The organism is Zooshikella ganghwensis (assembly GCF_018263875.1).
In the GTDB taxonomy this organism is placed as follows: domain Bacteria; phylum Pseudomonadota; class Gammaproteobacteria; order Pseudomonadales; family Zooshikellaceae; genus Zooshikella; species Zooshikella ganghwensis.
Genome location: NZ_JAEVHG010000008.1, coordinates 187,841 through 210,819, shown reverse-complemented (window position 1 = coordinate 210,819; position 22,979 = coordinate 187,841). Strand labels below are relative to the sequence as shown.

The 22,979-nt window shown below is 42.5% G+C and carries 17 protein-coding genes; 9 read left to right on the top strand and 8 right to left on the bottom strand.

Annotation, left to right across the window (positions count from 1 at the left end; all coding sequences use genetic code 11):
• Nucleotides 1-154 precede the first annotated feature (154 nt).
• Together KHS79_RS13285 and KHS79_RS13280 are read right to left on the bottom strand one after the other, a co-directional pair.
• On the bottom strand, nt 155-910 hold the full coding sequence (locus tag KHS79_RS13285; protein WP_212719685.1) for a substrate-binding periplasmic protein: 756 nt from the start codon (nt 908-910) through the stop codon (nt 155-157).
• A gap of 155 nt (nt 911-1,065) precedes the next feature.
• Nucleotides 1,066-1,710, bottom strand: coding sequence for a hypothetical protein (locus KHS79_RS13280; protein WP_094787688.1), 645 nt, complete (start codon nt 1,708-1,710; stop codon nt 1,066-1,068).
• A 673-nt stretch (nt 1,711-2,383) separates the two neighbouring features.
• Between KHS79_RS13280 and KHS79_RS13275 the strand changes: the two genes are divergently transcribed.
• The gene (locus KHS79_RS13275; RefSeq protein ID WP_094787689.1) at nt 2,384-3,640 is read left to right on the top strand and encodes a valine--pyruvate transaminase; all 1,257 of its coding nucleotides are present in this window, start codon (nt 2,384-2,386) and stop codon (nt 3,638-3,640) included.
• 69 nt (nt 3,641-3,709) lie between these two features.
• Here the strand turns inward: KHS79_RS13275 and KHS79_RS13270 are convergent, their stop codons facing one another.
• From KHS79_RS13270 to KHS79_RS26100, 6 genes are all read right to left on the bottom strand, one after another.
• Nucleotides 3,710-4,366 (bottom strand): ABC transporter permease, encoded by a 657-nt coding sequence (locus KHS79_RS13270; RefSeq protein ID WP_212719718.1) that lies wholly within the window; start codon nt 4,364-4,366, stop codon nt 3,710-3,712.
• A gap of 67 nt (nt 4,367-4,433) precedes the next feature.
• Nucleotides 4,434-5,126 carry an ABC transporter permease gene (locus tag KHS79_RS13265; RefSeq protein ID WP_212719683.1) on the bottom strand — a complete coding sequence of 231 codons (693 nt, stop codon included), beginning with the start codon at nt 5,124-5,126 and terminating at the stop codon, nt 4,434-4,436.
• Nucleotides 5,127-5,212: 86 nt separating this feature from the next.
• The gene (locus KHS79_RS13260; RefSeq protein ID WP_212719680.1) at nt 5,213-5,983 is read right to left on the bottom strand and encodes an ABC transporter substrate-binding protein; all 771 of its coding nucleotides are present in this window, start codon (nt 5,981-5,983) and stop codon (nt 5,213-5,215) included.
• Between the two features lie 74 nt (nt 5,984-6,057).
• Entirely contained in the window at nt 6,058-6,828 is a 771-nt protein-coding gene (locus tag KHS79_RS13255) for an ABC transporter ATP-binding protein (protein ID WP_027707651.1), read from the bottom strand.
• A 507-nt stretch (nt 6,829-7,335) separates the two neighbouring features.
• Entirely contained in the window at nt 7,336-8,391 is a 1,056-nt protein-coding gene (locus tag KHS79_RS13250; RefSeq protein WP_038290566.1) for a GlxA family transcriptional regulator, read from the bottom strand.
• A gap of 56 nt (nt 8,392-8,447) precedes the next feature.
• Nucleotides 8,448-8,573 carry a hypothetical protein gene (locus tag KHS79_RS26100; RefSeq protein WP_267910740.1) on the bottom strand — a complete coding sequence of 42 codons (126 nt, stop codon included), beginning with the start codon at nt 8,571-8,573 and terminating at the stop codon, nt 8,448-8,450.
• Between the two features lie 278 nt (nt 8,574-8,851).
• Between KHS79_RS26100 and KHS79_RS13245 the strand changes: the two genes are divergently transcribed.
• The 8 genes from KHS79_RS13245 to astB all read left to right on the top strand — a co-directional run bounded on the left by KHS79_RS13245 (nt 8,852) and on the right by astB (nt 22,921).
• Nucleotides 8,852-13,672 (top strand): NAD-glutamate dehydrogenase, encoded by a 4,821-nt coding sequence (locus KHS79_RS13245; protein WP_212719677.1) that lies wholly within the window; start codon nt 8,852-8,854, stop codon nt 13,670-13,672.
• Nucleotides 13,673-13,744: 72 nt separating this feature from the next.
• On the top strand, nt 13,745-14,971 hold the full coding sequence (locus tag KHS79_RS13240; protein ID WP_212719674.1) for an aspartate aminotransferase family protein: 1,227 nt from the start codon (nt 13,745-13,747) through the stop codon (nt 14,969-14,971).
• A 270-nt stretch (nt 14,972-15,241) separates the two neighbouring features.
• A complete protein-coding gene (locus KHS79_RS13235) occupies nt 15,242-16,486 on the top strand; it encodes a hydrolase (RefSeq protein WP_233468412.1) in 1,245 nt (414 codons plus the stop codon).
• Complete coding sequence (locus tag KHS79_RS13230) at nt 16,473-17,492, top strand: arginine N-succinyltransferase (RefSeq protein WP_094787694.1); 1,020 nt, start codon at nt 16,473-16,475, stop codon at nt 17,490-17,492. The genes KHS79_RS13235 and KHS79_RS13230 overlap by 14 nt, the downstream gene beginning before the upstream one ends.
• Before the next feature lie 170 nt (nt 17,493-17,662).
• Nucleotides 17,663-18,484, top strand: a complete 822-nt coding sequence (locus KHS79_RS13225; RefSeq protein WP_212719668.1) for a DUF1338 domain-containing protein — start codon at nt 17,663-17,665, stop codon at nt 18,482-18,484.
• 377 nt (nt 18,485-18,861) lie between these two features.
• Nucleotides 18,862-19,902: an arginine N-succinyltransferase gene (gene astA, locus KHS79_RS13220; protein WP_212719665.1), complete on the top strand. Its 1,041-nt coding sequence runs from the start codon at nt 18,862-18,864 to the stop codon at nt 19,900-19,902.
• Entirely contained in the window at nt 19,899-21,371 is a 1,473-nt protein-coding gene (gene astD, locus KHS79_RS13215; RefSeq protein WP_027707659.1) for a succinylglutamate-semialdehyde dehydrogenase, read from the top strand. The genes astA and astD overlap by 4 nt, the downstream gene beginning before the upstream one ends.
• Before the next feature lie 209 nt (nt 21,372-21,580).
• Nucleotides 21,581-22,921: an N-succinylarginine dihydrolase gene (astB, locus tag KHS79_RS13210; RefSeq protein ID WP_212719661.1), complete on the top strand. Its 1,341-nt coding sequence runs from the start codon at nt 21,581-21,583 to the stop codon at nt 22,919-22,921.
• Nucleotides 22,922-22,979 lie beyond the last annotated feature (58 nt).

Genomic DNA, 22,979 nt, shown 5'->3' with positions numbered 1-22,979 from the left:
AAGCGATGAAGCCCCCGGAGCTTATATTATTAATAAGTGACTGGGGTGAAGAGCGCAGACAACAAACCCTATAATGATTCGTGAAGGGTATAAATGAATACACACTCATTATAGAAGTAGCAACCTAATCCTTTATACTACTACTTCTGTCTATTTACTTGAGATATTTTTCAGTAATTTTATCCATAAGAGCCTTATCGGCTTTGACATCATCAAGTGCTTTTTGATGAGCCTCTACGACATTATCATCAATGCTTTTGTTAAATGCAAAATAGTGTTGACCCAGTTTAGTACTATAAACAAAGTCAAAATCAGCAGGTTTTAGCCCTTCTCTTTTTAATAACCATTTTGCAACGGTTCCATTATAAGATACGGCATCTACCTTACCATCCTGTAACTTTTTAACCATCGCGTAAAAATTGGTTGAATGAGAAAGGTTAGATTTTTTAACACCTGCTTTTGCTAATACTTGCTCACCAATATCATCACGAATGACTGCATACTTATATTTCCCAAAATCACCATCCGACTCAATTTTTACGCTCTTAGGATTACCTTTTAAAACCATAATGTCATTGGTTGCATCCGTTAAAGGTCCTACCCATTTGAATATTTTTTCCCGACTAGGGGTTCTTGTTGTTGAATATAAAATATTCATGCTGCCTTCTTCTTGAGTCGTGCGATAACCTCTGACCCATGGCTGTAACTTGATATCCCTATAACTATTTTTACTGCCCATTTTTTTGAACATTTCAACTAAAACATCTGTGTTTATACCTGTAGGGTTGCCATCATCCCCTTTAAAATTAAAAGGAGGAAACTCTTCAGTAATGTAGTTTACTCCTTGCGTTGGATCTGCCCATGCTTGAGCACCAAATGCAAATAATAGAGCGACTAATAAAGTACGCATAACTCACCCCTTTGTCATTTACAACTATACGTTGTAGTTAGACTAGCAGGGTATTTTCAAATACGAATATAAAAATCAAATTAACTTCTAAAATACAGTTATAAAAAAAGCCGGTAAATACCAGCTTTTCATCATACTAAAAATTAATAATATTGTTATTTAGTTGCTCGCCTAGCTAATAACAGCAATCCTGCAAATACTAACACGCTAGATGGGGCTACAGGAACAGGCACAACAGGCTGCGCAGCAGGTTGTACCGTAGGGGTTTGTTTAGTAATAACGGGTCCTGTGTGAGCAACGTCAGGTAAAGTTGTTTCAGGTAATACAGATTTATCCGGTTCACAATCAACTAATGATGTTGAAAGCGCTGGATCACAATCATCTACTAACAGTTTTTCATCAATGTCAGGAGTTTGTTGCTGTGGCTGGTTAGGTAGCGCAAGCAACGGGAGTATTGTTTGAAGAGGAGGTGTATTATCTGCCTGTACCGGAGATAATTGATCAACCAGTTCATGATCCCACTGACGGCCATGACTGGGTTGTATCGATGGCAAGGGTGGTTCAACCACTAACTCATTAGGCTTACGATCAACATTACTTTCCGTAGAGGCAGTAATCGTTGGATTCATTTCAGGTTGATCATCAACAAGCCATGCAATGACTCGCTTAGCCCCCACACGCCAACTGCTTTCTTCTATCGATTGAGCATTTGTTTCAGGATCTGCTTGCACAGGTAATGCGAAAGTTGCTACTAACAGCAGACTGCTCACCGAACCAAATAATGAACCTCTTTTTTTCACTGCCCATACTCCTTTGTAACTTGTCCCCCATGACTGGGACTTTTTGTGGCCTACTGTATCTCCCCCTCCTAAACTAACGTTTCAACATACAGCGAGTCTTTTAAACATGCCTACTGTATATTTATTGGCTAGCTCACTAAGTCATTGCACTAAACATTTAGTGTCTTCTGCTCGTGTTAGCAGGTGAGTTTATCCACATTTGTATTGCTCAACCGGTTCACAAACACATCAAAATAAGCTTGTTATCAGTTTTATCATTACTGCTTTTTTATATGCTCACTTTTTCATCATATTGTCATCAATAACAGCCCTATTGATAACCAACCACTTCACATTTAATTTATGTAATGACTAGTAATTAACAAGCAAAATACAAATGTGTTCGATATTTCACACTAATGTAATTTTATGTAAAACGGGCTGACACAAGACGGAACATGTATCCTATTCATTCCCTATATTTTTCATACAAAAGCTAAACTGAACTAATCACTCAGATTTCCTGAAGGATGAGGTATACTTTTAAGTCAAAATTGCGGAAAATTAGTCGTCGCACACGTTCCCTGAAACCTGATATTGACAGCCCTTGCATAAAATGACACTGAGTCCCTCATCAGGTACTAGTCATCGTCATACTTGCAGGCGGCTTTGATTCGCTTATTTTGAGGTATGCATGAAACTATCGGAGTTTGGAGAAAAATTTACGAGCCAGACCGGTATACAATCCTTAATGGATGACCTGGGTAACGCCCTCGCCAGTGGTGAAGACTTCATCATGATGGGTGGTGGTAATCCAGCGCATATCCCTGCCGTAGAAGAAGCCTTCAAAGCCCGACTTAGTCGCATTCTCGATAACCATCATGAATTTGTCAGACTGATTGGCATTTATGATCCACCCCAAGGTGAAATTGAGTTTATCAATCACTTGGTTAAACTCCTTCGCAATCAGTTTGGCTGGCCACTTTCGGCTAAAAATATTGCCTTAACCAATGGCAGCCAGTCCGCTTTTTTCATGTTATTTAATATGTTTGCCGGACAGTGCCGTGATGGTACGCAACGCAAAATTCAGTTGCCTCTAGCACCTGAGTATATTGGTTATGCCGATGCAGGACTTACTGAGAACTTTTTTTCAGCAAATCGCCCAAGCATTGAGTATTTGGATAATCACCTATTTAAGTACCACGTTGACTTTGACCAGCTAAACGTAGATGAAACAACTGGGGCATTATGTGTCTCACGACCCACAAATCCGACAGGTAATGTTTTAACTGATCACGAGATTGAAAAGCTGGATCAACTAGCCAAAGCCCATCAAATACCCTTACTGCTTGATGGCGCCTATGGTACCCCTTTCCCTAATCTTATCTTTACCGACGCTACCCCTTACTGGAATGACAATATTATTCTCTGTTTAAGCTTATCAAAATTAGGTTTACCCGCAGCCAGGACAGGTATTGTTATTGCGAATGAAGAAGTCATTAGCGCCTTATCACGCATTAACGCGATTATGAGCCTTGCTACAAATAGTACAGGTAGTTTAATGGCAATGGATATGGTGAAGGACGGCAGCATTCTCACGTTAAGCAATGATATTGTTCGCCCATTTTATCAGCAAAAAGCTACTAAAGCCGTTAGTGTATTACAACAAGCCCTGGGTAATCATGAGTATTATATTCATAAACCAGAAGGCGCAATGTTCTTGTGGCTTTGGTTTAAAGACTTACCGATTAGCAGTTTAGAACTTTATCAGCGATTAAAGGCGCGCGGTGTTATCGTAGTTTCTGGTCATTATTTCTTTCCTGGAATGGATACCACTTGGCGTCATCAGCACGAATGCATTCGGGTTTCCTATGCTCAAGATGATAGCAAGGTAAGCCAAGGGTTAAAGATTATCGCAGAAGAAGTGAAACGCGCCTACCAAGAAGGATAAGCTGAATTATTACGGAGCAAAAAAGAAGGCCTGTAAAAGGCCTTCTTTTTATGAAGACAAACTCAACATTTATGACCGCGGACGAAGGTGTGCTAACCAACGATGCTCTAGCTGCCTAAATCCCCACACAATCATGAAGGTCAACATCATATAAAGTAAGCCCGCAAAAATAAATGCTTCAAATGGTGTATAAAAACGCGAATAAACCACCCGGGCTACCCCTGTAATATCCATGATAGTCACCACCCCCGCAATGGCAGAACCATGCAGCATGAAAACAACTTCATTGCTATATGCTGGTAATGCCCGTCTAAAAGCACTGGGTAAAATAATACGGTAAAACGTTTGCAAATAACTCATGCCATAGGCTTTTGCGGCTTCAATTTCACCTCTAGGTGTTTCTTTCATGGCTCCACGAATAATTTCCGTGGTATATGCCGCCGTATTCAAGGTAAAAGCTACTAGTGCGCAGTAATATGCATCCTTAAAAAAAGCCCCTACTGACGAAGCATTTAAGTCAATAAATTGCCCCATTCCATAATAAATTAAAAAGAGTTGTACCAATAATGGGGTACCACGAAAAAAATAAGTATAAAACCAAACGGGCCAAGCCACCCAACGGTTCTTCGATAACCGTAAAACGGCCAAAGGCACTGCTATCAATAAACCAATAACCAGGGAAATAAATACCAGCTGAACTGTCAACACTAAGCCATCAAAATACATCGGGAGATTATCAAGAATAACTTTATAATCAACATATTGGAGAATAACTTCTTTAAAATCCACGCGCTTAGGCCTCCCGTCTGACACTGGCACTAAAGTGACGCTCTGCCCAGTTCAATAATAGAATTGAAACAGTGGTATATAATAAGAAAATCAAACAAACTGCAAAATAAAAGGTAAAAGGTTCTTGAGTTGAACCGGAGGCAAGCTGGGCTTTTCTGACCATATCTTCAAGTCCAATAATGGCCACTAATGCTGTAGTTTTGAGTAAAACTAACCAGTTATTCCCAAATCCTGGCAAAGCATGACGCATCATTTGCGGAAATAAAATTCGCCGAAATATCATCCACGAACTCATTCCATAGGCTTTACCTGCTTCAAGCTGACCTTGATCGACAGCCATAATGGCACCTCTAAATGTCTCTGCCATATAAGCACCAAAAATAAAACCAATGGTGAGTACGCCAGCTATAAATGGATTAACATCAATATATTCCTCATAGCCCACAGACTCAGCAACGACATTAACCAGCATTTGGCCGCCATAAAAAATAAGTAGCATTAACACCAAGTCCGGAATGCCACGAATAACTGTGGTATAAAGAGTGCCAATAACGCGTAAAGGTAATGTTTTTGATAGCTTGGCCAGTGCAGTCAAAATCCCCAAAATTACTGAAATCAACAAAGACCACAATGCGACTTGCAAAGTAATCCAAGCTCCACTCACTAAACTGGCTTCATAGCCATGCAAACCTAGCATGATTATTACTTCTCACTGTCTTTACTATGGAATTTGGCGTATTTAACTTCCAAAGAAACAAAGTAAACACGCCAATATATCAAAGGTTATTGACCGTAAATATCAAAATCAAAATAGCGCTTTTGAATTTTATCGTAGGTGCCATCTGCGCGAATTTGCTTAATTGCCTTATTAAACATGGCTTTGAGGTCTTTATTTTGCTTACGAACGGCAATGCCAATACCTTCACCAAACCATTGTTGATCACTGATTGCAGGTCCAATAAATTCGAAAGCATCCCCACCTTCTTTTTTCAAAAAACCATCAGAAAGCGGAATAATATCGCCTAACAGCAAATCCAAACGCCCTGCTTTCATATCTAAATAGGCTTCATCTTGAGTACTGTAACGCTTAATCGTTACTGCACTGCCATAGACATCAGTTAAATAACGGTCTGATGTGGTCGAGCGCTGTACACCAACTACTTTACCTTTTAAGCCTTCAGGTGAGATTGATATATCTTTCCCTTTTTTTCGTACAAAACGCACAGGGGTATGGTAATACTTATCAGAGAAATCAACTTTTTGTTTACGTTCTTCTGTTATCGACATGGATGCAATAATGGCATCAAATTTCCGCGAGAGTAGAGAGGGAATCATGCCATCCCAATCTTGAGGTACCATTTTACATTTCACTTGCATGGCCTGACATAATGCATTAGCGATATCAATGTCAAACCCTTTAACTTCACCGGATTCTGTCGTATAACTGAATGGCGGATATGCCCCTTCAACACCTATACGCACCGTTTTCCATTCCTTTGCAACAGCGGTGGCAGAAACCATTAACGCAATGGCCATCATCACTATTTTCTTCATAAAGAGACTCCTGCTTGTTGTCTTTATTGTTTTCCCATGGTTAACAGCGTAGCCAACATACGTAAGCTACGTTGCTAATAGCTGGTTGACAGGAATTGTTGAAGACGTTCAGTTTGTGGATTATTAAATAATTCCTGTGGAGCGCCTTGCTCAGCAATTAACCCCTGATGTAAAAACATGACATGATTAGATACATCCCGTGCAAAAGACATTTCGTGAGTCACTATAATCATAGTGCGCCCCTCTTCTGCCAAATCATGCATGACTTTTAATACTTCACCGACAAGCTCTGGATCTAATGCAGAAGTTGGCTCATCAAATAGCATCACTTCAGGATCGACGGCTAGTGCCCTGGCAATCGCTGCACGCTGTTGTTGACCACCTGAGAGCTGCCCTGGGTAATAATCTCGACGCTCATAAATACCAACCTTCTGCAATAAGTGTTCTGCAGCTTCAACTGCCTGTTTTTTAGGTATTTTTAGTACATGGACGGGTGCTTCAATAATGTTTTGCAAAATAGTCATATGCGACCATAAATTAAAACTCTGAAAAACCATGGATAAGCGCGCTCGAATACGTTCGACCTGCTTAGCATTGGCAGGAATCGTACTTCCAGAACGGTCTTTCTTCATTTCAATCAGCTCGCCATGAACTTTAACCATTCCAGAAGTTGGAATTTCCAGCATATTAATGCAGCGAAGAAAGGTGCTTTTTCCTGATCCTGAGGAACCAATCATGGAAATCACTTCACCTTTATGGGCAGTGAGTGATACCCCCTTGAGTACTTCGTGGGCGCCAAAATATTTATGAATATCTTCAAGCTCTAAGGCAGGTACTTCAGTCATTATTTTTCTCGCCCCTGAAAAGGGGTTACTCCTTTATAAATGATACACAAGGTACAATCAGCCTATTTCGAAATAGCATGCTAGGCGCTTCTACCCGAACACTTAACGCATACCTTTTTAAGCATTTTTAAAAGAAAACATCTTTATCTAAAGCGCTGATAAATGATGTTTATTAAAACGTTTATATCAAAAAGTCATTACACGTTAAGTTATAAGAGCCGATTGTACATAAAATTTCTTATTTTTGTAGCGCATCACACTTTAGGTGGATTCAACTCTCTCCAATCACATTTCTAAGCTTGACTTTTGTTTTATGAGCTTAAAAAGCACCTAAAGTAAGAACCATAAGCATGATACGTATAAACCGTAACAATCATTCGTTTTACGCAAACATACCAGATAATTATCCAACCCAATGTCGCAAATAAGCCTATCTCTTACATATTCGCGACCACCTTCAGCAAAGATGACCTAATAGATCTCAAAAATTTGAGCCATTTCTAAGTTCTAACGTTGGTGCTGTTCATGGCTACCAAACAACGTTCCCGTTGGCGGCTGAAGATTTCGCTCCTGCTGCTTCACTCTTTCCTGTCTGGGCGTTATACCAAAGTGATTACGGTAAGTAGTACTAAAATGAGATGCTGTCGCAAAGCCACACATGGACCCAACCTGAGCAATGGGTTTATCCGTTTGCTGCAGCAGCTGTCTTGCCCGCTCTAACCTCAGTTGTAAATAATATTTAGAAGGAACACTCTGCAAGTGTTTACGAAATAGTCGCTCTAAGTGACGCCGGGACAAACCGACATGATAGGCAAGATCATCAGTGCTTAAAGGTTCTTCAATATTTGCTTCCATAAGCGTCACAGCTTCAATTAGCTTCGTGTGACTAGTACCAATGCGCACTTTAAGCGGAATACGCTGGGGATCTTCACCAGGCCGAATCCTCTCACAGACAAACTGCTCAGAAATTGTTGAAGCAAGTTCCAGGCTATGATGCTTCCCTATGAGAAACAACATCATATCCATTGCTGCAGTACCACCACTACAGGTATAACGTTGACCATCAATTTCAAATAAGTTGCTGGTTACTCGTGTTTGGGGAAACTCTTCCCGCAAGCTGACTAAGTCCCACCAGTGAATGGTTGCTTTATAGCCATCTAATAAACCTGCACATGCCAGCACATAGCTACCTGTACCAATACCACCCATGGCCATATTGCCATGCTGGTGTTTACGTAACCATGCAATCACTGTCTCATTGCCGGTCCGTGCAACTGGACTTGCACCACAGACAAAGATCGCATCTAGTTCAGGAATGGCTTCCAAACTGCAGTCTGCCTGAGTAGAAACACCACTACTACTGGCCACCGCCTCACCGTCAGCACTAATGACTGTACATTCATAGAGTTCTTGTTCCGTTACCCAGTTTGCCATCCTAAGTGGCTCTATCGCTGACGAAAAAGCAATCAATGAAAAGTTAGGCAATAGCAAAAAACCAAAATGTAGTGGTTTTGCTGATACCTTTTCTTGTGCGTTATGGTGTTGTACTTCAAACACAACCATAGGGCATCTTGTCTCTTTATTCTGTTATCAATTAGCAATAGACCTAACCAAGCGTCTTATTCAATTTCAATAACCCATTGTTTTGTCGCCACAACAGCAACACTTTGGATGTTGAACATTAGCTCGGAACGGTAAGTAGGCAAAATTTCACACACCATAGCCCAAAAACGTAAAAATGTCATATGCACATAACAACTTGTCGCATTCATTAAAAAAATTAGCTATGCCTTCACCTGGACAATAGCTCATAATCCAGCCTAGCCAAGAAAAAAATACCCAGCTTGTGTGTGTAGAAACTTTCTTTCTGTCACATAGCGCATGTAACGCACAAAAAATGTGATAAAAGCAACAGCGTGATAAAAACAGCTACGCCCCAATAAAAGCAAAAATAATGGGTGCCAAATAATTATACTACACCGCAACTGTAATATTTCGCCTATGTACTACCAGAACCAAATCTATGAGCAGTCAGAACCAAAATAAATACGACATTATACGTCAAATCCAGCAGCGCCTTAGTGCTCAACTGTCGCCAGATTTAGTTAAGCCTGTCAACGCGTTGGCCTACCACTTTTATCGCGAAAGCATTAGTAGAGAGCTGGTTCAAGCCCCTATTGACAAGCTTTGTGGCGCAATTATGAGCCTATGGGACTTTGCTCAACAACGGGCTAATCAACCTGCTATCCGTGCTTATAACCCCACCTTTGAAGAACATGGCTGGGAATCGCGGCATACCATTATTGAGATCATTACGACTGATCAGCCCTTTTTGGTTTCATCCATTTCAATGGCACTAAATGCAGGTGAGTTTTTTATTCATCGCATTACCCACCCTGTTATTCCAGTGATTCGTGACGGCCATGGCAGTGTAACTGATATTCCTGATGCGGAAGATGTCCAGGCTGACACATCTTTTGAGGCGGTAATGCGTTTCGAAGTTGCACGAGTGCTTGATCAAACGGTGCTCGATGACATGGTGCAACGTATTAAGTGGGTGCTTCAAGAAGTCAACCTGGCCGTTACCGACTGGCAGCCAATGCTAAAAAATATGAAAACAGCCTGTGATGATTTGGCGAAAGCCTCAGTTCCTGGGTTGGACAGTCATGAGCAACAAGAAATCGTTGCCTTTCTCCAGTGGGTAATGGACAGCCACTTTACTTTTGCGGGCTTCCGGGCCTATACCCTTTCTGCAAATCCTCAAAGCCCAACAGGGAAAATGGTTTTACAGGCCGACAAAAGTCTTGGTACATTCCGCAACATTGACAACCAAACCACTCGAGAGCTGACTCTTTCACCCTATTTATTACAGCGGATGCTAGCGCCATTTCCGCTAATTCTCACTAAATCCACCACCATGTCGTCAATTCACCGTCCAGCCCACCTTGATTACATTGGGATTAAACGGTTCAACAAACAAGGTCAGGTAGTGGGTGAGTGGCGTTTTTTTGGACTGTATTCTTCTTCGGCTTACGCAGCACCTTATCAGGATATTCCATTACTGCGTCGTAAGGCTCAGCGCCTCCTTGATACGATGCATATACCTGCCAACAGTCACAAAGGCAAAATTCTCCGAAATATTCTCAACCACTACCCTCGTGATGAAATGTTACAAGCTGACTATGAACAGTTAAATGACACTGTACAGGGTATTTTAGAAACTCAAGAAAGACGGCAGTTACGTCTGTTTATTCGCCCTGATATTTATGGACGCTTTATTTCTGCATTGGTTTTTGTGCCCCGTGATCGCTATAACACCGAAGTACGGATGCGAATGCAAGAAATTCTACTGCAAAGCTTTAACGGTCAGAGTGTTGAATTTAATGTTCAGTTTTCTGAGCAGGTTTCTGCCCGAGTACATTTCACCATCCACTGTGAAAATGCCCACGAGCAGGAATACAATATCGACGAAATCGAAATGCAGATGACTAAAGCTATGTTGTCCTGGGCTGATAATCTGCATCTATCTTTGCAAAGCCGTGTTGGCGAAGCCGAGGCTAATCGCTTATTCCGTCGTTATGGCAATGCTTTTCCCGCAGGCTACCAAGCCGATTTCACCGTTGCCCGAGCCGCTGCTGATATACAACACCTGGAGAGTGTTCTTGCTGGTCAGACCATTAGTACTTACCTTTACCGACCTTATACCAGTGCAGGGAACCTGCATTTTAAAGTTATTGGTCGTGGTGACTTTATGGCACTGTCAGATGTGCTTCCTATTTTGGAGCATATGGGTGTTAAAGTACTGAGTGCTCACCCCTATGCCATCAAATGTACAGACTGTACAACTTGCTGGATCCTCGACTTTAACATTGCCACGATTAGCGCAATTGACCTGGATAATAACAGCGCCAAGCAAGAGTTTCAGACAACCTTTATAGAAGCCTATCAAGAGCGCATTGAAAATGATGGCTTTAACAAGCTGGTCGTTGCTGCTGCCCTGACTTGCCGGCAAGTAGTGATGCTTCGCGCTATCTGCAAGTACTTGCTGCAACTTAAAGTACCATTCAGTCAGGCTTATATGGAAACAACGCTGGCCAATAATCCCATTATTACCCGGCAACTGGTGGAATTGTTCAGTCAGCGTTTTGATCCAAGCCAACCCGTTAACGAAGAACGCTGTCAAGAGCTACAACAGAATATCCAAGCGGCTCTGGATGCCGTTGCCAACCTCGATGAAGACCGGATTTTAAGGCACTATCTTGAGGTTATTTTGGCGATGCTGCGCACCAACTTTTATGTGCAAGATCAGGCTAACAATCTTAAACCTTATGTGTCTTTCAAGCTGGCCCCTGAGAGAATTCCTACCGCACCTCAGCCCCGTCCTGCCTATGAAATATTTGTATATGCACCCTGGGTAGAAGGTGTTCATATGCGTGGCAGTAAGGTTGCTCGGGGTGGTTTGAGATGGTCAGATCGTCGTGAAGATTTCCGTACTGAAATCCTTGGTCTGGTCAAAGCGCAAATGGTTAAAAACTCCGTTATTGTACCTTCTGGTGCAAAAGGTGGATTTGTAGCCAAACGCTTACCTGTCAGCGCGGAACGAGAGCAGATACAGGCTGAAGTGGAGTACTGTTACCGTACATTTATCAGTGGTTTGCTGGATATCACTGATAACCTCGTTGATCAACAACTCACCCCCCCTAGCCAAGTGCTTCGCTATGATGATGATGACCCATACTTGGTTGTCGCCGCAGACAAAGGCACAGCCACCTTCTCAGACTTAGCCAATGAAGTTGCCATGAGCTATGGCTTCTGGCTAGGAGATGCATTTGCTTCTGGTGGCAGTAATGGCTATGACCACAAGAAAATGGGCATTACCGCTCGTGGCGCATGGGAATCTGTTAAACGCTTATTTAAAGAACTTAGTATTGATACCCAACAGCAAAACTTTACCTGTATTGGTATCGGTGACATGTCAGGTGATGTGTTTGGTAATGGTATGCTGCTCTCTAAACACATTCGTCTAGTAGCCGCCTTTAACCATCAGCATATTTTTATTGACCCCACACCTGATGCTGCAAGTAGTTTTATTGAACGCCAGCGGCTCTTTAACCTTCCCCGCTCTAACTGGCTCGACTATGACACCCAGCTAATCTCCAAAGGTGGTGGTATTTACTCCCGATCAGCAAAAGTGATTGAGCTGACAACGGAAGCCAAGCAAGCACTAGGTATTGAAAAACAAAGACTGACCCCAAACGAGTTGGTCAAGCATATTCTGCAAGCTCCTGTAGATCTTCTATGGAATGGCGGCATAGGCACCTATGTCAAAGCCAGTACAGAAACCCATGGGGATGTTGGTGACAAAGCCAATGACAGTGTCCGCATTAATGCTAATCAGCTCAGATGCAAAGTAATTGGTGAGGGCGGAAACTTGGGTTTCACCCAACTCAGCCGGATTGAATTTGCGCGTCGAGGCGGGCTAGTGACAACAGATGCCAGTGATAATTCAGCAGGTGTGGATTGCTCTGACCATGAGGTCAATATCAAGATTGTTGTAGATCAAGTAGTAAATCAAGGTGACTTAACCCAAAAACAACGCAACAAACTTCTGGCAGATATGACCGATCATGTTGCCTCTCTCGTACTGAAGCATAATGTTCAACAAAGCCAAATTCTTAGCTTGATTAATGCCAAAGGCGTTCAGCTTTTAAATGACCAGACTCGTTTGCTTCGGTTGCTGGAAAAAGAAAAACGCCTGAAGCGTAAACTCGAATACCTACCCAATGAAGATCAACTCCAGGAGCGCGCTCAAGCTCAAGAAGGCTTAACTCGGCCTGAGCTTTCAGTACTACTTGCTTACAGCAAGATTCACTTATCAGATGCCCTAAAAGAAGAGCAAATAGGCAGTGATCCATACTTTGCACAACAAATACAGGATTATTTTCCCTCCCCCTTAATAGAGCGCTGCTTATCTGCTGTTGAGCAACATCCCTTACACAATGAAATAATTGCTTCCCACGTCACCAATATTGTCGGTAACCGGATGGGGCCGAGCTTTATCATGCGTGTCCAAGAGCAAGCGAATTGCTCAGCACTGTCCATCGTTCGCGCCTTTTTTGCGGCGACTCAGCTCTTTAATATAGATCAGATTTGGCAGGCAGTTGATCAGCTCACCACAGAGGTAAGTTACCCAACGCAGTGCAACTTATACAGTGCACTGCAAGAAATGACAGAAAAGGTCACATTATGGCTGTTACGGCATGGTGGGCATCCTTTGGATGTTGAGGCCACAGTGCAGAAATACTTACCAGGCCTTACTTATATTCGTCAGCAACTGCATTCACTGTTACAAGGTGAGCTGGCAACCACGTTCCAGCAGCGTGTTAGTCATTACTCAGCGCAGCATGTACCTGAATCTATTGCCGCAGCCTGTGCCAGCCTGTCTTTTGAGTACAATAGCCTGGATATTGTCCATCTGGCATTGCAAGAGCAACAGGATGTTAACCATGCAGCTCAGCTGTTCTTTGCCCTTGAAGAAAAGCTGACGCTCCAGTGGCTGCGCACTAGCATTAGCGCTCTTCCCCAACGTAATGTCTGGCAACGAAAAGCCCGTAATACATTGGCCGATGAGCTGGATGCAGCATTGAGCCAGGTTACCTGTCATGTTCAGCAGCAAATTGCACATGAGCAGGAGCAAATTTTGCCCTGCCTGGATAATTGGCTTGCACAAAAAACCAACACATTACGACATAGTCAGTCTATTTGGGCAGATATTCAATCCAGTGCAGAGCCTGACTTGGCGATGTTGTCAGTGGCTGTTCGAGAGCTACATAACCTGGCCTAAGAACAAAGCAAAACGTTTTTCACAACAACAACGAGTAAAAACACAAGCGAGTAACGCAAACGAGGTAAAAGCATGACTGAAAAGCAGGTAACACGAGAAGTCTTTGACGCTGTCATGGTCCCCAACTATAACCCACAGAAAGTTATTCCTGTGCGGGGTGAAGGATCACGAATTTGGGACCAGGCTGACAAAGAATACATTGACTTTGCAGGAGGCATTGCTGTTACCGCACTTGGACACTGTCATCCACGTCTGGTAAATGCCCTGTCTCAACAAGCACAAACACTTTGGCATTTATCCAATGTCTTCACAAATGAGCCTGCGCTTAAGCTAGCCCAAAAACTGACTGAATCAACATTTGCTGATAAGGTGTTTTTTGCCAACTCCGGGGCTGAAGCGAATGAGGCAGCGTTCAAGTTAGTGCGAAAATACAGCTACGATCATGTTGGCCCAGAAAAAAATGAAATCATCTCATTTACTCAGTCCTTCCATGGTCGAACACTATTTACCGTCTCAGTAGGTGGTCAGCCCAAATACCGTAAAGGTTTTGAGCCAGCACCCGGTGGTATTCGCCATGCCGAGTTTAATGACCTAGCATCTGTTGAAGCCGTTATCTCCGACAAAACCTGTGCGGTAGTGCTAGAGCCTATTCAAGGTGAAGGCGGCATTATCCCTGCAACTCCTGAGTTTCTAAGAGGTGTTCGTGCACTATGTGATAAGCATCAAGCGCTGTTAGTCTTTGATGAAGTGCAAACCGGGGTTGGCCGTACTGGACACCTGTACGCTTACATGGAATATGATGTGGTCCCTGATATCCTGACCTCAGCCAAAGCACTTGGTTGCGGTTTCCCTATGGGAGCTATGCTAACCACCGAAAAAGTCGCAAAAAGTCTGGTATTTGGTACCCATGGCAGTACATCAGGTGGTAATCCGCTTGCTTGCGCTGTTGCCAATGAAATCATTGATATTATTAATGACCCTACCTTACTCAAAGGCGTTAGCGATAAAAACAAACGGTTTATTGATGGTCTGAATGCCATCAATGCTAAATATGGCGTTTTCAAGGAAGTTCGCGGTAAAGGTTTATTGATCGGCGGGGCCTTAAATGATGAGTGGCAAGGTCAAGCGGGTCGCTTCTTACAAGCGGGGTTAGCTGAAGGTGTCATGGTGCTTGTTGCAGGTCCCAATGTAATCCGCATGGCTCCCTCATTGATTATTCCAGACACTGATATCGAGCAAGGCCTTTCCCTGCTGGAAAAAGGTATCGAAAAAGTTGTGAGTGAAGGACCAAATACCTAAGTGCCTCATTAGTAGGATAATAAGACTGGTAGGTAGATACATGTATTCGTGCCTACCAGTCAATTGGCGTATTTACACCCCAAGCTCTGATTGGGGTTTTCCTTCATTAAATAACGCGCTTTCGTTTAAAAACGTCTGCTCTGCGACCTCATAAAAACATAATTTGTCCAAATAAAAATAGTCTGGGTCGCATCAATAACAGTCCTTGTCTAGGCCATGACAGGGAAATACGGAATAATCAAAAGTAAAAAAATAAAGGAAATTAGGAGTATGAGTGAAGCCCCATTCCAAGAGTGGTTGAGCTGGCTTGATAACCGTCAAGAAGAAATGCTGGCTGCAACCATAGCTCTGGCAAATATTAATTCAGGTAGTCTGAATCATGCTGGAGTAAAAGCTGTTGGTGATGAATTGTGTAAACTAGCAGCCCCTCTAGAGGGAAACGTTGAGCAGATTCCTATGCCTGCTCACCAAGTCATTGACGATACTGGGCAAATTAAACAGTACCCCTTGGCCAATGCCATAAGGATCACCAAACGCCCTCAAGCACCCATGAAGGTTTTCTTATGTGGGCATATGGATACAGTGTTTGCTGTCGACCACCCTTTTCAACAGGTGAAGTGGCTGGACAATAACACCATCAATGGCCCTGGTGTCGCGGACTTAAAGGGTGGCTTGGTTGTCATGCTAAATGCGCTGGCCTGCTTAGAACGAAGCCCTCTGGCTGAAAAAATTGGCTGGGAAATACTTTTCAACCCTGATGAAGAGATTGGCTCACCGGGTTCTTCATCATTGTTTGCAGAATGTGCTCAACGCAACCATGTCGGTATGATTTATGAGCCTTGTTTCCCCAATGGCGACTTTGCTGGACAACGTAAAGGCAGTGGTAACTTCTCTGTCGTCGTCACTGGCAAAGCGGCTCATGCTGGGCGAGAACACCATTTGGGACGCAATGCTATTCGTGCGATGGCAGACTTTATCTCAGCCCTTGATGATTTCAACCAGCAACGAGACACTATCACTGTCAACCCAGGCTATGTTCATGGTGGCGGACCAGTAAATGTTGTACCAGATAACTGCGTCAGTCAGTTTAATATTCGTACTACCACGGCAGAAGATGAAGCTTGGTGCCAGCAAAAGCTCTCCGAACTCACCGCCTCTATTAATCAGAGAGAGGGTATCACTCTCCAACTCCATGGCGGCTTCGGTCGGCCACCCAAGTGTTTAACACCAGCAAATCAACGACTCTTCTCGCTGGCGAAACAGTGTGGCCAGCAAATAGGTCTTGACTTAGCCTGGCACCCTACAGGCGGATGCTGCGATGGCAATAACTTAGCCGCTTATGGCTTACCCAATATCGATACACTTGGTGTGCAAGGCGGCAAAATTCATAGTGATCAAGAATATATGCTGGTCAGCAGTTTAGTTGAGCGTGCAAAACTGAGTGCACTTTTGCTTTTTCACTTGGCAAATGACCATTCTGAAAACTGGGAACGGGGGGAACATGCTTCAGGTTAGACCGATCCATCATAATGACTTACCAGCGCTTGAACGCCTTGCGGTTCTCAGTCGTGGTCGACTGACAACACTGCCAGCGCATCGTGACCATTTAAGCAGCATAATCAGTGCAACACAGCGCGCCCTTCAAAACCCTGCCCCTGATTTAGCTGGAAACAGCTATCACTTTGTATTGGAAAATACTGAGTCCAAACAAATCATTGGAGTGGCAGGCATTGAGTCAGCTGTTGGTATTAACTGCCCTTTTTATAGTTATCGCTTAAGTGAAGTAGTCCATGCCTCTGCTGAGCTACAAATCCATAATCGCATCCCTGCCCTTCATTTATGTCAGGACTATGCCGGTAGCTCAAGGCTCTGCACTTTTTTTATTGATCCAGAATATTTAAACGCCACAACACGCCAGCTTTTATTGAAAGCACGTTTGCTATTTATGGGCATACATCGCAGCCGGTTCGCTGATAGAACGGTTGCAGAGCTACAAGGTGTTCTGGATAACCATCAGTTGTCGCCTTTTTGGGAATGTCTTGGCCGCCACTTTTTCTCAATGGATATTAGTAAAGCGGTGTTTCTGGTTGGCATTAATTCAAAAGCATTTATCGCCAGCATGATGCCCCAATATCCCGTTTATGTACCCCTATTATCTCCTGCAGCCCAAGCTGTTTTAGGGCAACCTCGTGCTGACATGCAACCTCACATGGCACTATTACAAGCAGAGCATTTTTGTTATCGCCACTATTTAGACATTTTTGATGCAGGTCCCACGCTTGAAGTTGAAACAAATCAAATCGAAACAATAAAGCGTTTGACGTCTATTTTAATTAAGAAAATAACCTCAACACCAATTGAAAACCCTGCTCTACCATTATGTTTACTTAGCACTGGTGAGTTAAATGATTTTCGCTGTATATTGCGTCGAGCTGACCCTGAAAATCTGCAACTATCACTTGAAGAAGCGGAGTGTTTAGGTATAGCAGAAAATGACAAAATTCACTATGCCATGTTATGAGATAAAAAAATATAGGGAGGTTACACATTAACCCAGAGCACGTTTAAGCAACCATAAATACTGATAAATAAAGTAGTTAATTATAAGAAGTCATCACCTGTTACAGGAGTAAAAGTTAAATTCCCTGTAACCCATAATAACAACTCTAGCGGAGATGAAGGTGTACTGCTATGCAAAAGCCTCAATTAGATCACCTGTTAAATGCAATGTGGCAAGATTATCTGGAACTGAATCCAGATGCACAACGCATATATAATTTATTTGCTTCTCACAATAATGATCAAGTAATTAATGACCATATTGCTTTACGCACCTTTCAACACCCCAAAGTCACTATAGATAAAGTGGCCAGGCCTTTTCTTGCTGCGGGGTATCAGGAATCTGGTGAGTATCATTTTCCTGAAAAAAAACTATATGCAAAGCATTTTCAACATAAAGACATTTCTTTGCCAAAAGTCTTTATAAGCGAGTTATGTTTAGATCAACTTTCTTCACAGTCTAAACAGACTATCGAGAATTTATTACAGTATTTAGATAGTAATAGTTTACTTCAGGATAATTTTTGTTATTCTGGCCGCCATTGGCCCTTAACGTTATCGACTTACCAACAATTGCTTGAAGAGAGTGAATATGCAGCGTGGACTGCAGCGTTCGGCTATCGTCCAAATCACTTCACGGTACTAGTTAATGCTTTACGCTCCCACCAAACTTTGCAAGAAGTTAACCACTTTCTTCAACAAGAAGGGTTTACCTTAAATAGTAGTGGCGGACTGATCAAAGGCTCTCCTGACGTTTTTCTGGAGCAATCTTCAACCTTAGCTAATAAAGTTGAAGTAGCCTTTGATGATACAACAGCTGTTATTCCTAGCTGTTTTTATGAGTTTGCTTTACGCTATCCAATGGCAGATGGCGAGCTATATCAGGGTTTTGTTGCAGCATCTGCTGACAAAATTTTTGAAAGTACTAATGTCAAAATAGCCATGGGTAACTGAGTAAAAAGGTAAATAACAGCAGGTTTAACGAGACAAAAAAGCGCGTAACAGGCAGTAAACAACAACCTATAAATAAGTTTTTATCTGTTTTACGTTTGTTACGCGCAATATTACATTGTATAAATAGCCCCCAGCTGAGGTGTAAAAGAAAGCATCAGGGGGAACAAAGACAAAATAATAAATCTCCCAGAACTTGTGTTCAGGAAAAAATAAGAAAAGACTATTTTTCATATAAAAAAGGTTATTGGCTACTTAAACACTTCAAGCCTTATTGAGTTTTAAAAGAATAAGACTAATCCAGGCGAAACCAAACGAGTCAATAAACCTGAATAACTATTTACTGATTAGGAGGCACCAAAATTGGTGAGAATGACCCCATGATGATTATTCGTCCCATCAACCAAAAAGACTACGAGCGCCTATACGAATTAGCTGAAAAAACCGGTACAGGTTTTACTTCACTACAACCCAATGAAGAGCAGCTTAAACAAAAGATTACTGTTTCCGAAACCGCTATTGCCATGGACGAGCCTGAGTCCCCCGGTGAAGAAACCTATTTATTTGTGCTTGAGGATACTGCTACTCATCAAGTGGTGGGTATTTGCGGTGTTGCAGCAGCGGTTGGCCTTTCTGAGCCCTGGTACAATTACCACTTGGGTACCCTGGTCCACTCATCACGAGAGTTAAAAGTCCATAACATCGTACATACACTCAGACTATCCAATGACCATACTGGATATACCGAACTGTGTTCACTATTTCTTGATCCTGAGTATCGTCATAGTGGAAATGGCAGTTTATTGTCCAAGTCACGCTATGCTTTTATGGCACAATTTCCTAACCGTTTCGGTAAACAAGTATGTGCAGAAATGCGTGGTGTATCTGATGACGAAGGCAGATCGCCCTTTTGGGAGGCATTGGGGCGCCCCTTCTTTTCAATGGATTTTTCCCATGCAGATTACTTAACAGGGATTGGTGAAAAAGTTTTTATTGCTGAGTTAATGCCAAAACACCTGATTTATACCAACTTACTGCCGGAGTCAGCTCAAGCGGTCATTGGTGAAGTCCATGAAAATACACGTCCTGCCCTCCGCATGTTAGAAAATGAGGGTTTTCGTTATGAGGGTTATGTCGATATTTTTGATGCAGGCCCTACCGTAACCTGTCATTTTGATGATATTCGCGCTATTAGAGCAAGCCGCGAAGTTAAAGTAAAAGTTACTTCTGCTTTACCTTCTAGTGACACTACATTTGTGATCAGTAATACACTACTGAAAGATTTTCGCTGTGGCATGCTACCACTGGTAGAAAGTAACGGCACTGTGGCTATTTCTCCTGAAGATGCGGCAGAGTTAAAACTAAACGATGGCGACCATGCCAGAATTTTTGAACTGTCAAGTGGGAGTGAACAGCAATGAGCAACTTGAGTGTAATGATCAACGGTCAATGGCAAGCGGGTCATGGTGAAGACATGCTTTCCTTAAACCCAGCCAATGGCGAGGTTATTTGGGAAGGACAAAGCGCATCCACAGACCAAGTAGAGCAAGCAGTTAAGGCGGCTCGACAAGCATTTGCAAGCTGGTCAGCGACCTCTTTGGCTGATCGTGAAGCACTCATGCAAAAGTTTGCTAAATTATTAGACGAACAACGAGATCATCTATCCCAGACAATTTCAAAGGAAACTGGAAAACCACTTTGGGAAACTGCTACTGAAGTAGCTGCTATGATCGGTAAAGTTGCAATTTCTATCAAGGCTTACCATGAACGGACGGGGACTCATACCAATGAAACCCCCGCAGGCACCGCTGTTTTAAGACATAAGCCCCATGGTGTTGTCGCCGTTTTCGGTCCCTATAACTTTCCCGGACACATTCCGAATGGCCATATTATCCCAGCTTTGCTAGCCGGGAATACCGTTGTTTTTAAACCCAGCGAACTGACACCACTTGTGGCAGAAACAACATTAAAAATCTGGCAACAAGCCGGCTTACCTGATGGTGTTATTAATCTTGTTCAGGGTGAACGAAATACAGGAATAGCACTTGCTAATCATCCTCAAATCGATGGATTATTTTTTACGGGCAGTTCAAATACAGGACACTTGTTGCATAAACAGTTTGCAGGTCATCCAGGAAAAATTCTTGCACTGGAAATGGGTGGGAATAATCCGCTCATTGTTGATCAGGTTGAAAATATCACGGCGGCTGTTCACGAAACCATTCAATCCGCTTATATTTCTGCAGGTCAACGTTGTACCTGTGCACGTCGGTTATTTGTTCCTAACAACGAATGGGGAAATAAATTTATACAACAATTAACAAGTGCAGTTGAAAAAATTGTTGTGGACTCTCCTGATGCCAATCCACAACCCTTTATTGGCCCAGTGATTTCTTCTCAAGCCGCAGATCAATTACTTTCTGCACAACAGCAGCTCATTGCTTTAGGTGGTAAACCTTTAGTTTTAATGAAAAAGCTAAAAGAAAATACAGGCCTCATTAGCCCTGGTTTAATTGATCTTTCTACACCTAACGATGTTCCGGATGATGAGCATTTTGGCCCCTTGTTGAAAGTGTATCGTTATGACACTTTTGAAGAAGCAATTGATCGAGCCAATAACACCCAGTATGGTTTATCCGCAGGGCTTCTTTCCGATAGCCATGATCGCTATCATTACTTTTTGCATCACATTCGTGCTGGCATTGTAAACTGGAATAAACAAACCACGGGGGCAAGTAGTGCAGCGCCTTTTGGTGGTGTGGGTGCAAGTGGTAACCATCGGCCCAGCGCTTATTATGCTGCGGATTATTGTGCTTACCCTGTAGCAAGTATGGAGGTTTCAAATCTCACACTGCCAAACAACTTATCTCCCGGTCTATCTCTAGATTAACCCCATACTACCCTATAGAGAAAAGGCTCTTTGCAGTCAAAAGCCTTTTCTCAAAATATTGCGAAACAACGTTAGTTAAACAACAAATTCGTGAGTAAAGCGAGATGACACTCCTCCATGAAGGGTGTAACAAAACTATATATTTGTGTTTTGTCCTATGCCTCCACGGAAGAGATAGGATCATCTCTTTATAATAAGAGACAAATAAAATGCATGCTGTTGAAGCAAATTTTGATGGCTTAGTGGGTCCAACCCACAATTACGCAGGGCTTTCCTATGGCAATGTGGCTTCCAGTAAAAATCAGCAAGTGACATCAAAACCAAAAGAAGCTGCTCTTCAGGGCTTAGCCAAAATGAAAGCACTTCATGATATGGGGTTTGTGCAAGGTGTGCTAGCGCCTCAAGCACGACCAGACATTAATATACTCAAACGCCTTGGCTTTACAGGATCTGATGCACGTATTTTAGCTCTTGCAGCAAAAACCGACCCAGTTTTACTTGCCTCATGCTGCTCAGCCTCCAGCATGTGGACAGCTAATGCTGCAACCATCTCACCAAGTAGCGACACACTGGACGGTAAAATTCACATTACTCCTGCTAATTTAGTCAATAAATTCCACAGAAGTATTGAGCCAGAAACAACAGCACGCACTTTGCAGGCTGTGTTCAATAATGACCAATATTTTCAACACCATCCCCCACTCCCCGCTGTAGACGTGTTAGGTGATGAAGGCGCTGCAAATCATACACGCCTTTGTCAGAACTATGGCGATTCAGGCATGGAGTTATTTGTCTTTGGGCGTTATGGATTATCTCCAGAAAAGCCTGCTCCCAGTCGTTTTCCAGCACGTCATACATACGAAGCCTCTACTGCTATTGCCCGCCTTCATGGGTTAGCCGCAGAGCAAACATTATTTATTCAACAAAACCCCGCTGTTATTGATCAGGGAGTATTTCATAATGATGTTATTGCTGTAGGCAATCGAAATGTATTGTTTTTTCACGAACAAGCTTTTTTAGAAAAACAAAACTTATTAAACAAGCTTAATGACTTTTTTAATGACCAGTCTTTTTATCCAATTGAAGTCAACTCAAGTGATATCAGTGTGAAAGATGCTGTTAACACCTATTTGTTCAACAGCCAATTACTGTCACTTGCCAATGGAGAAATGGTCATTGTTGTTCCTGAAGAATGCTTACACAATAATACAGTTAAGCAGTATTTATCAGAATTGGTCAGTGCAAATAACCCAATAACTCAAGTGCTCAGCTTTGATTTAAAACAAAGTATGCAAAATGGAGGCGGACCAGCTTGTTTACGCCTGCGTGTAACATTAACTCAGAATGAGCTTAATGCAATCAACCCTCACTGTATTCTTAATGATTTCCTTTATTCAACACTAACAGGTTGGGTCAATAAGCACTATCGAGATCAATTAACTATCCAAGACTTAAGTGATCCGTCTTTACTTCACGAAACACAACTCGCACTCGATGAACTCACTCAAATACTACAGTTAGGTAGTATCTACCCCTTTCAACGTCATTAATGACTTATTTTGGCCATAAAAAAACCCGGCTATTTTGCCGGGTTTTTTGTCTTGCTTT

What these genes read in the sequence shown, in the direction of transcription:
- KHS79_RS26100 (WP_267910740.1), bottom strand. Translation starts at nt 8,573, where the DNA reads ATGACATTTTTACGTTTTTGGGCTATGGTGTGTGAAATTTTGCCTACT.
- KHS79_RS13230 (WP_094787694.1), top strand. Translation starts at nt 16,473, where the DNA reads ATGCTTCAGGTTAGACCGATCCATCATAATGACTTACCAGCGCTTGAA.
- KHS79_RS13235 (WP_233468412.1), top strand. Translation starts at nt 15,242, where the DNA reads ATGAGTGAAGCCCCATTCCAAGAGTGGTTGAGCTGGCTTGATAACCGT.
- astD (WP_027707659.1), top strand. Translation starts at nt 19,899, where the DNA reads ATGAGCAACTTGAGTGTAATGATCAACGGTCAATGGCAAGCGGGTCAT.
- KHS79_RS13240 (WP_212719674.1), top strand. Translation starts at nt 13,745, where the DNA reads ATGACTGAAAAGCAGGTAACACGAGAAGTCTTTGACGCTGTCATGGTC.
- KHS79_RS13260 (WP_212719680.1), bottom strand. Translation starts at nt 5,983, where the DNA reads ATGAAGAAAATAGTGATGATGGCCATTGCGTTAATGGTTTCTGCCACC.
- KHS79_RS13245 (WP_212719677.1), top strand. Translation starts at nt 8,852, where the DNA reads ATGAGCAGTCAGAACCAAAATAAATACGACATTATACGTCAAATCCAG.
- KHS79_RS13250 (WP_038290566.1), bottom strand. Translation starts at nt 8,391, where the DNA reads ATGGTTGTGTTTGAAGTACAACACCATAACGCACAAGAAAAGGTATCA.
- KHS79_RS13275 (WP_094787689.1), top strand. Translation starts at nt 2,384, where the DNA reads ATGAAACTATCGGAGTTTGGAGAAAAATTTACGAGCCAGACCGGTATA.
- astA (WP_212719665.1), top strand. Translation starts at nt 18,862, where the DNA reads ATGATGATTATTCGTCCCATCAACCAAAAAGACTACGAGCGCCTATAC.
- KHS79_RS13225 (WP_212719668.1), top strand. Translation starts at nt 17,663, where the DNA reads ATGCAAAAGCCTCAATTAGATCACCTGTTAAATGCAATGTGGCAAGAT.
- KHS79_RS13265 (WP_212719683.1), bottom strand. Translation starts at nt 5,126, where the DNA reads ATGCTAGGTTTGCATGGCTATGAAGCCAGTTTAGTGAGTGGAGCTTGG.
- KHS79_RS13285 (WP_212719685.1), bottom strand. Translation starts at nt 910, where the DNA reads ATGCGTACTTTATTAGTCGCTCTATTATTTGCATTTGGTGCTCAAGCA.
- astB (WP_212719661.1), top strand. Translation starts at nt 21,581, where the DNA reads ATGCATGCTGTTGAAGCAAATTTTGATGGCTTAGTGGGTCCAACCCAC.
- KHS79_RS13270 (WP_212719718.1), bottom strand. Translation starts at nt 4,366, where the DNA reads ATGTATTTTGATGGCTTAGTGTTGACAGTTCAGCTGGTATTTATTTCC.
- KHS79_RS13255 (WP_027707651.1), bottom strand. Translation starts at nt 6,828, where the DNA reads ATGACTGAAGTACCTGCCTTAGAGCTTGAAGATATTCATAAATATTTT.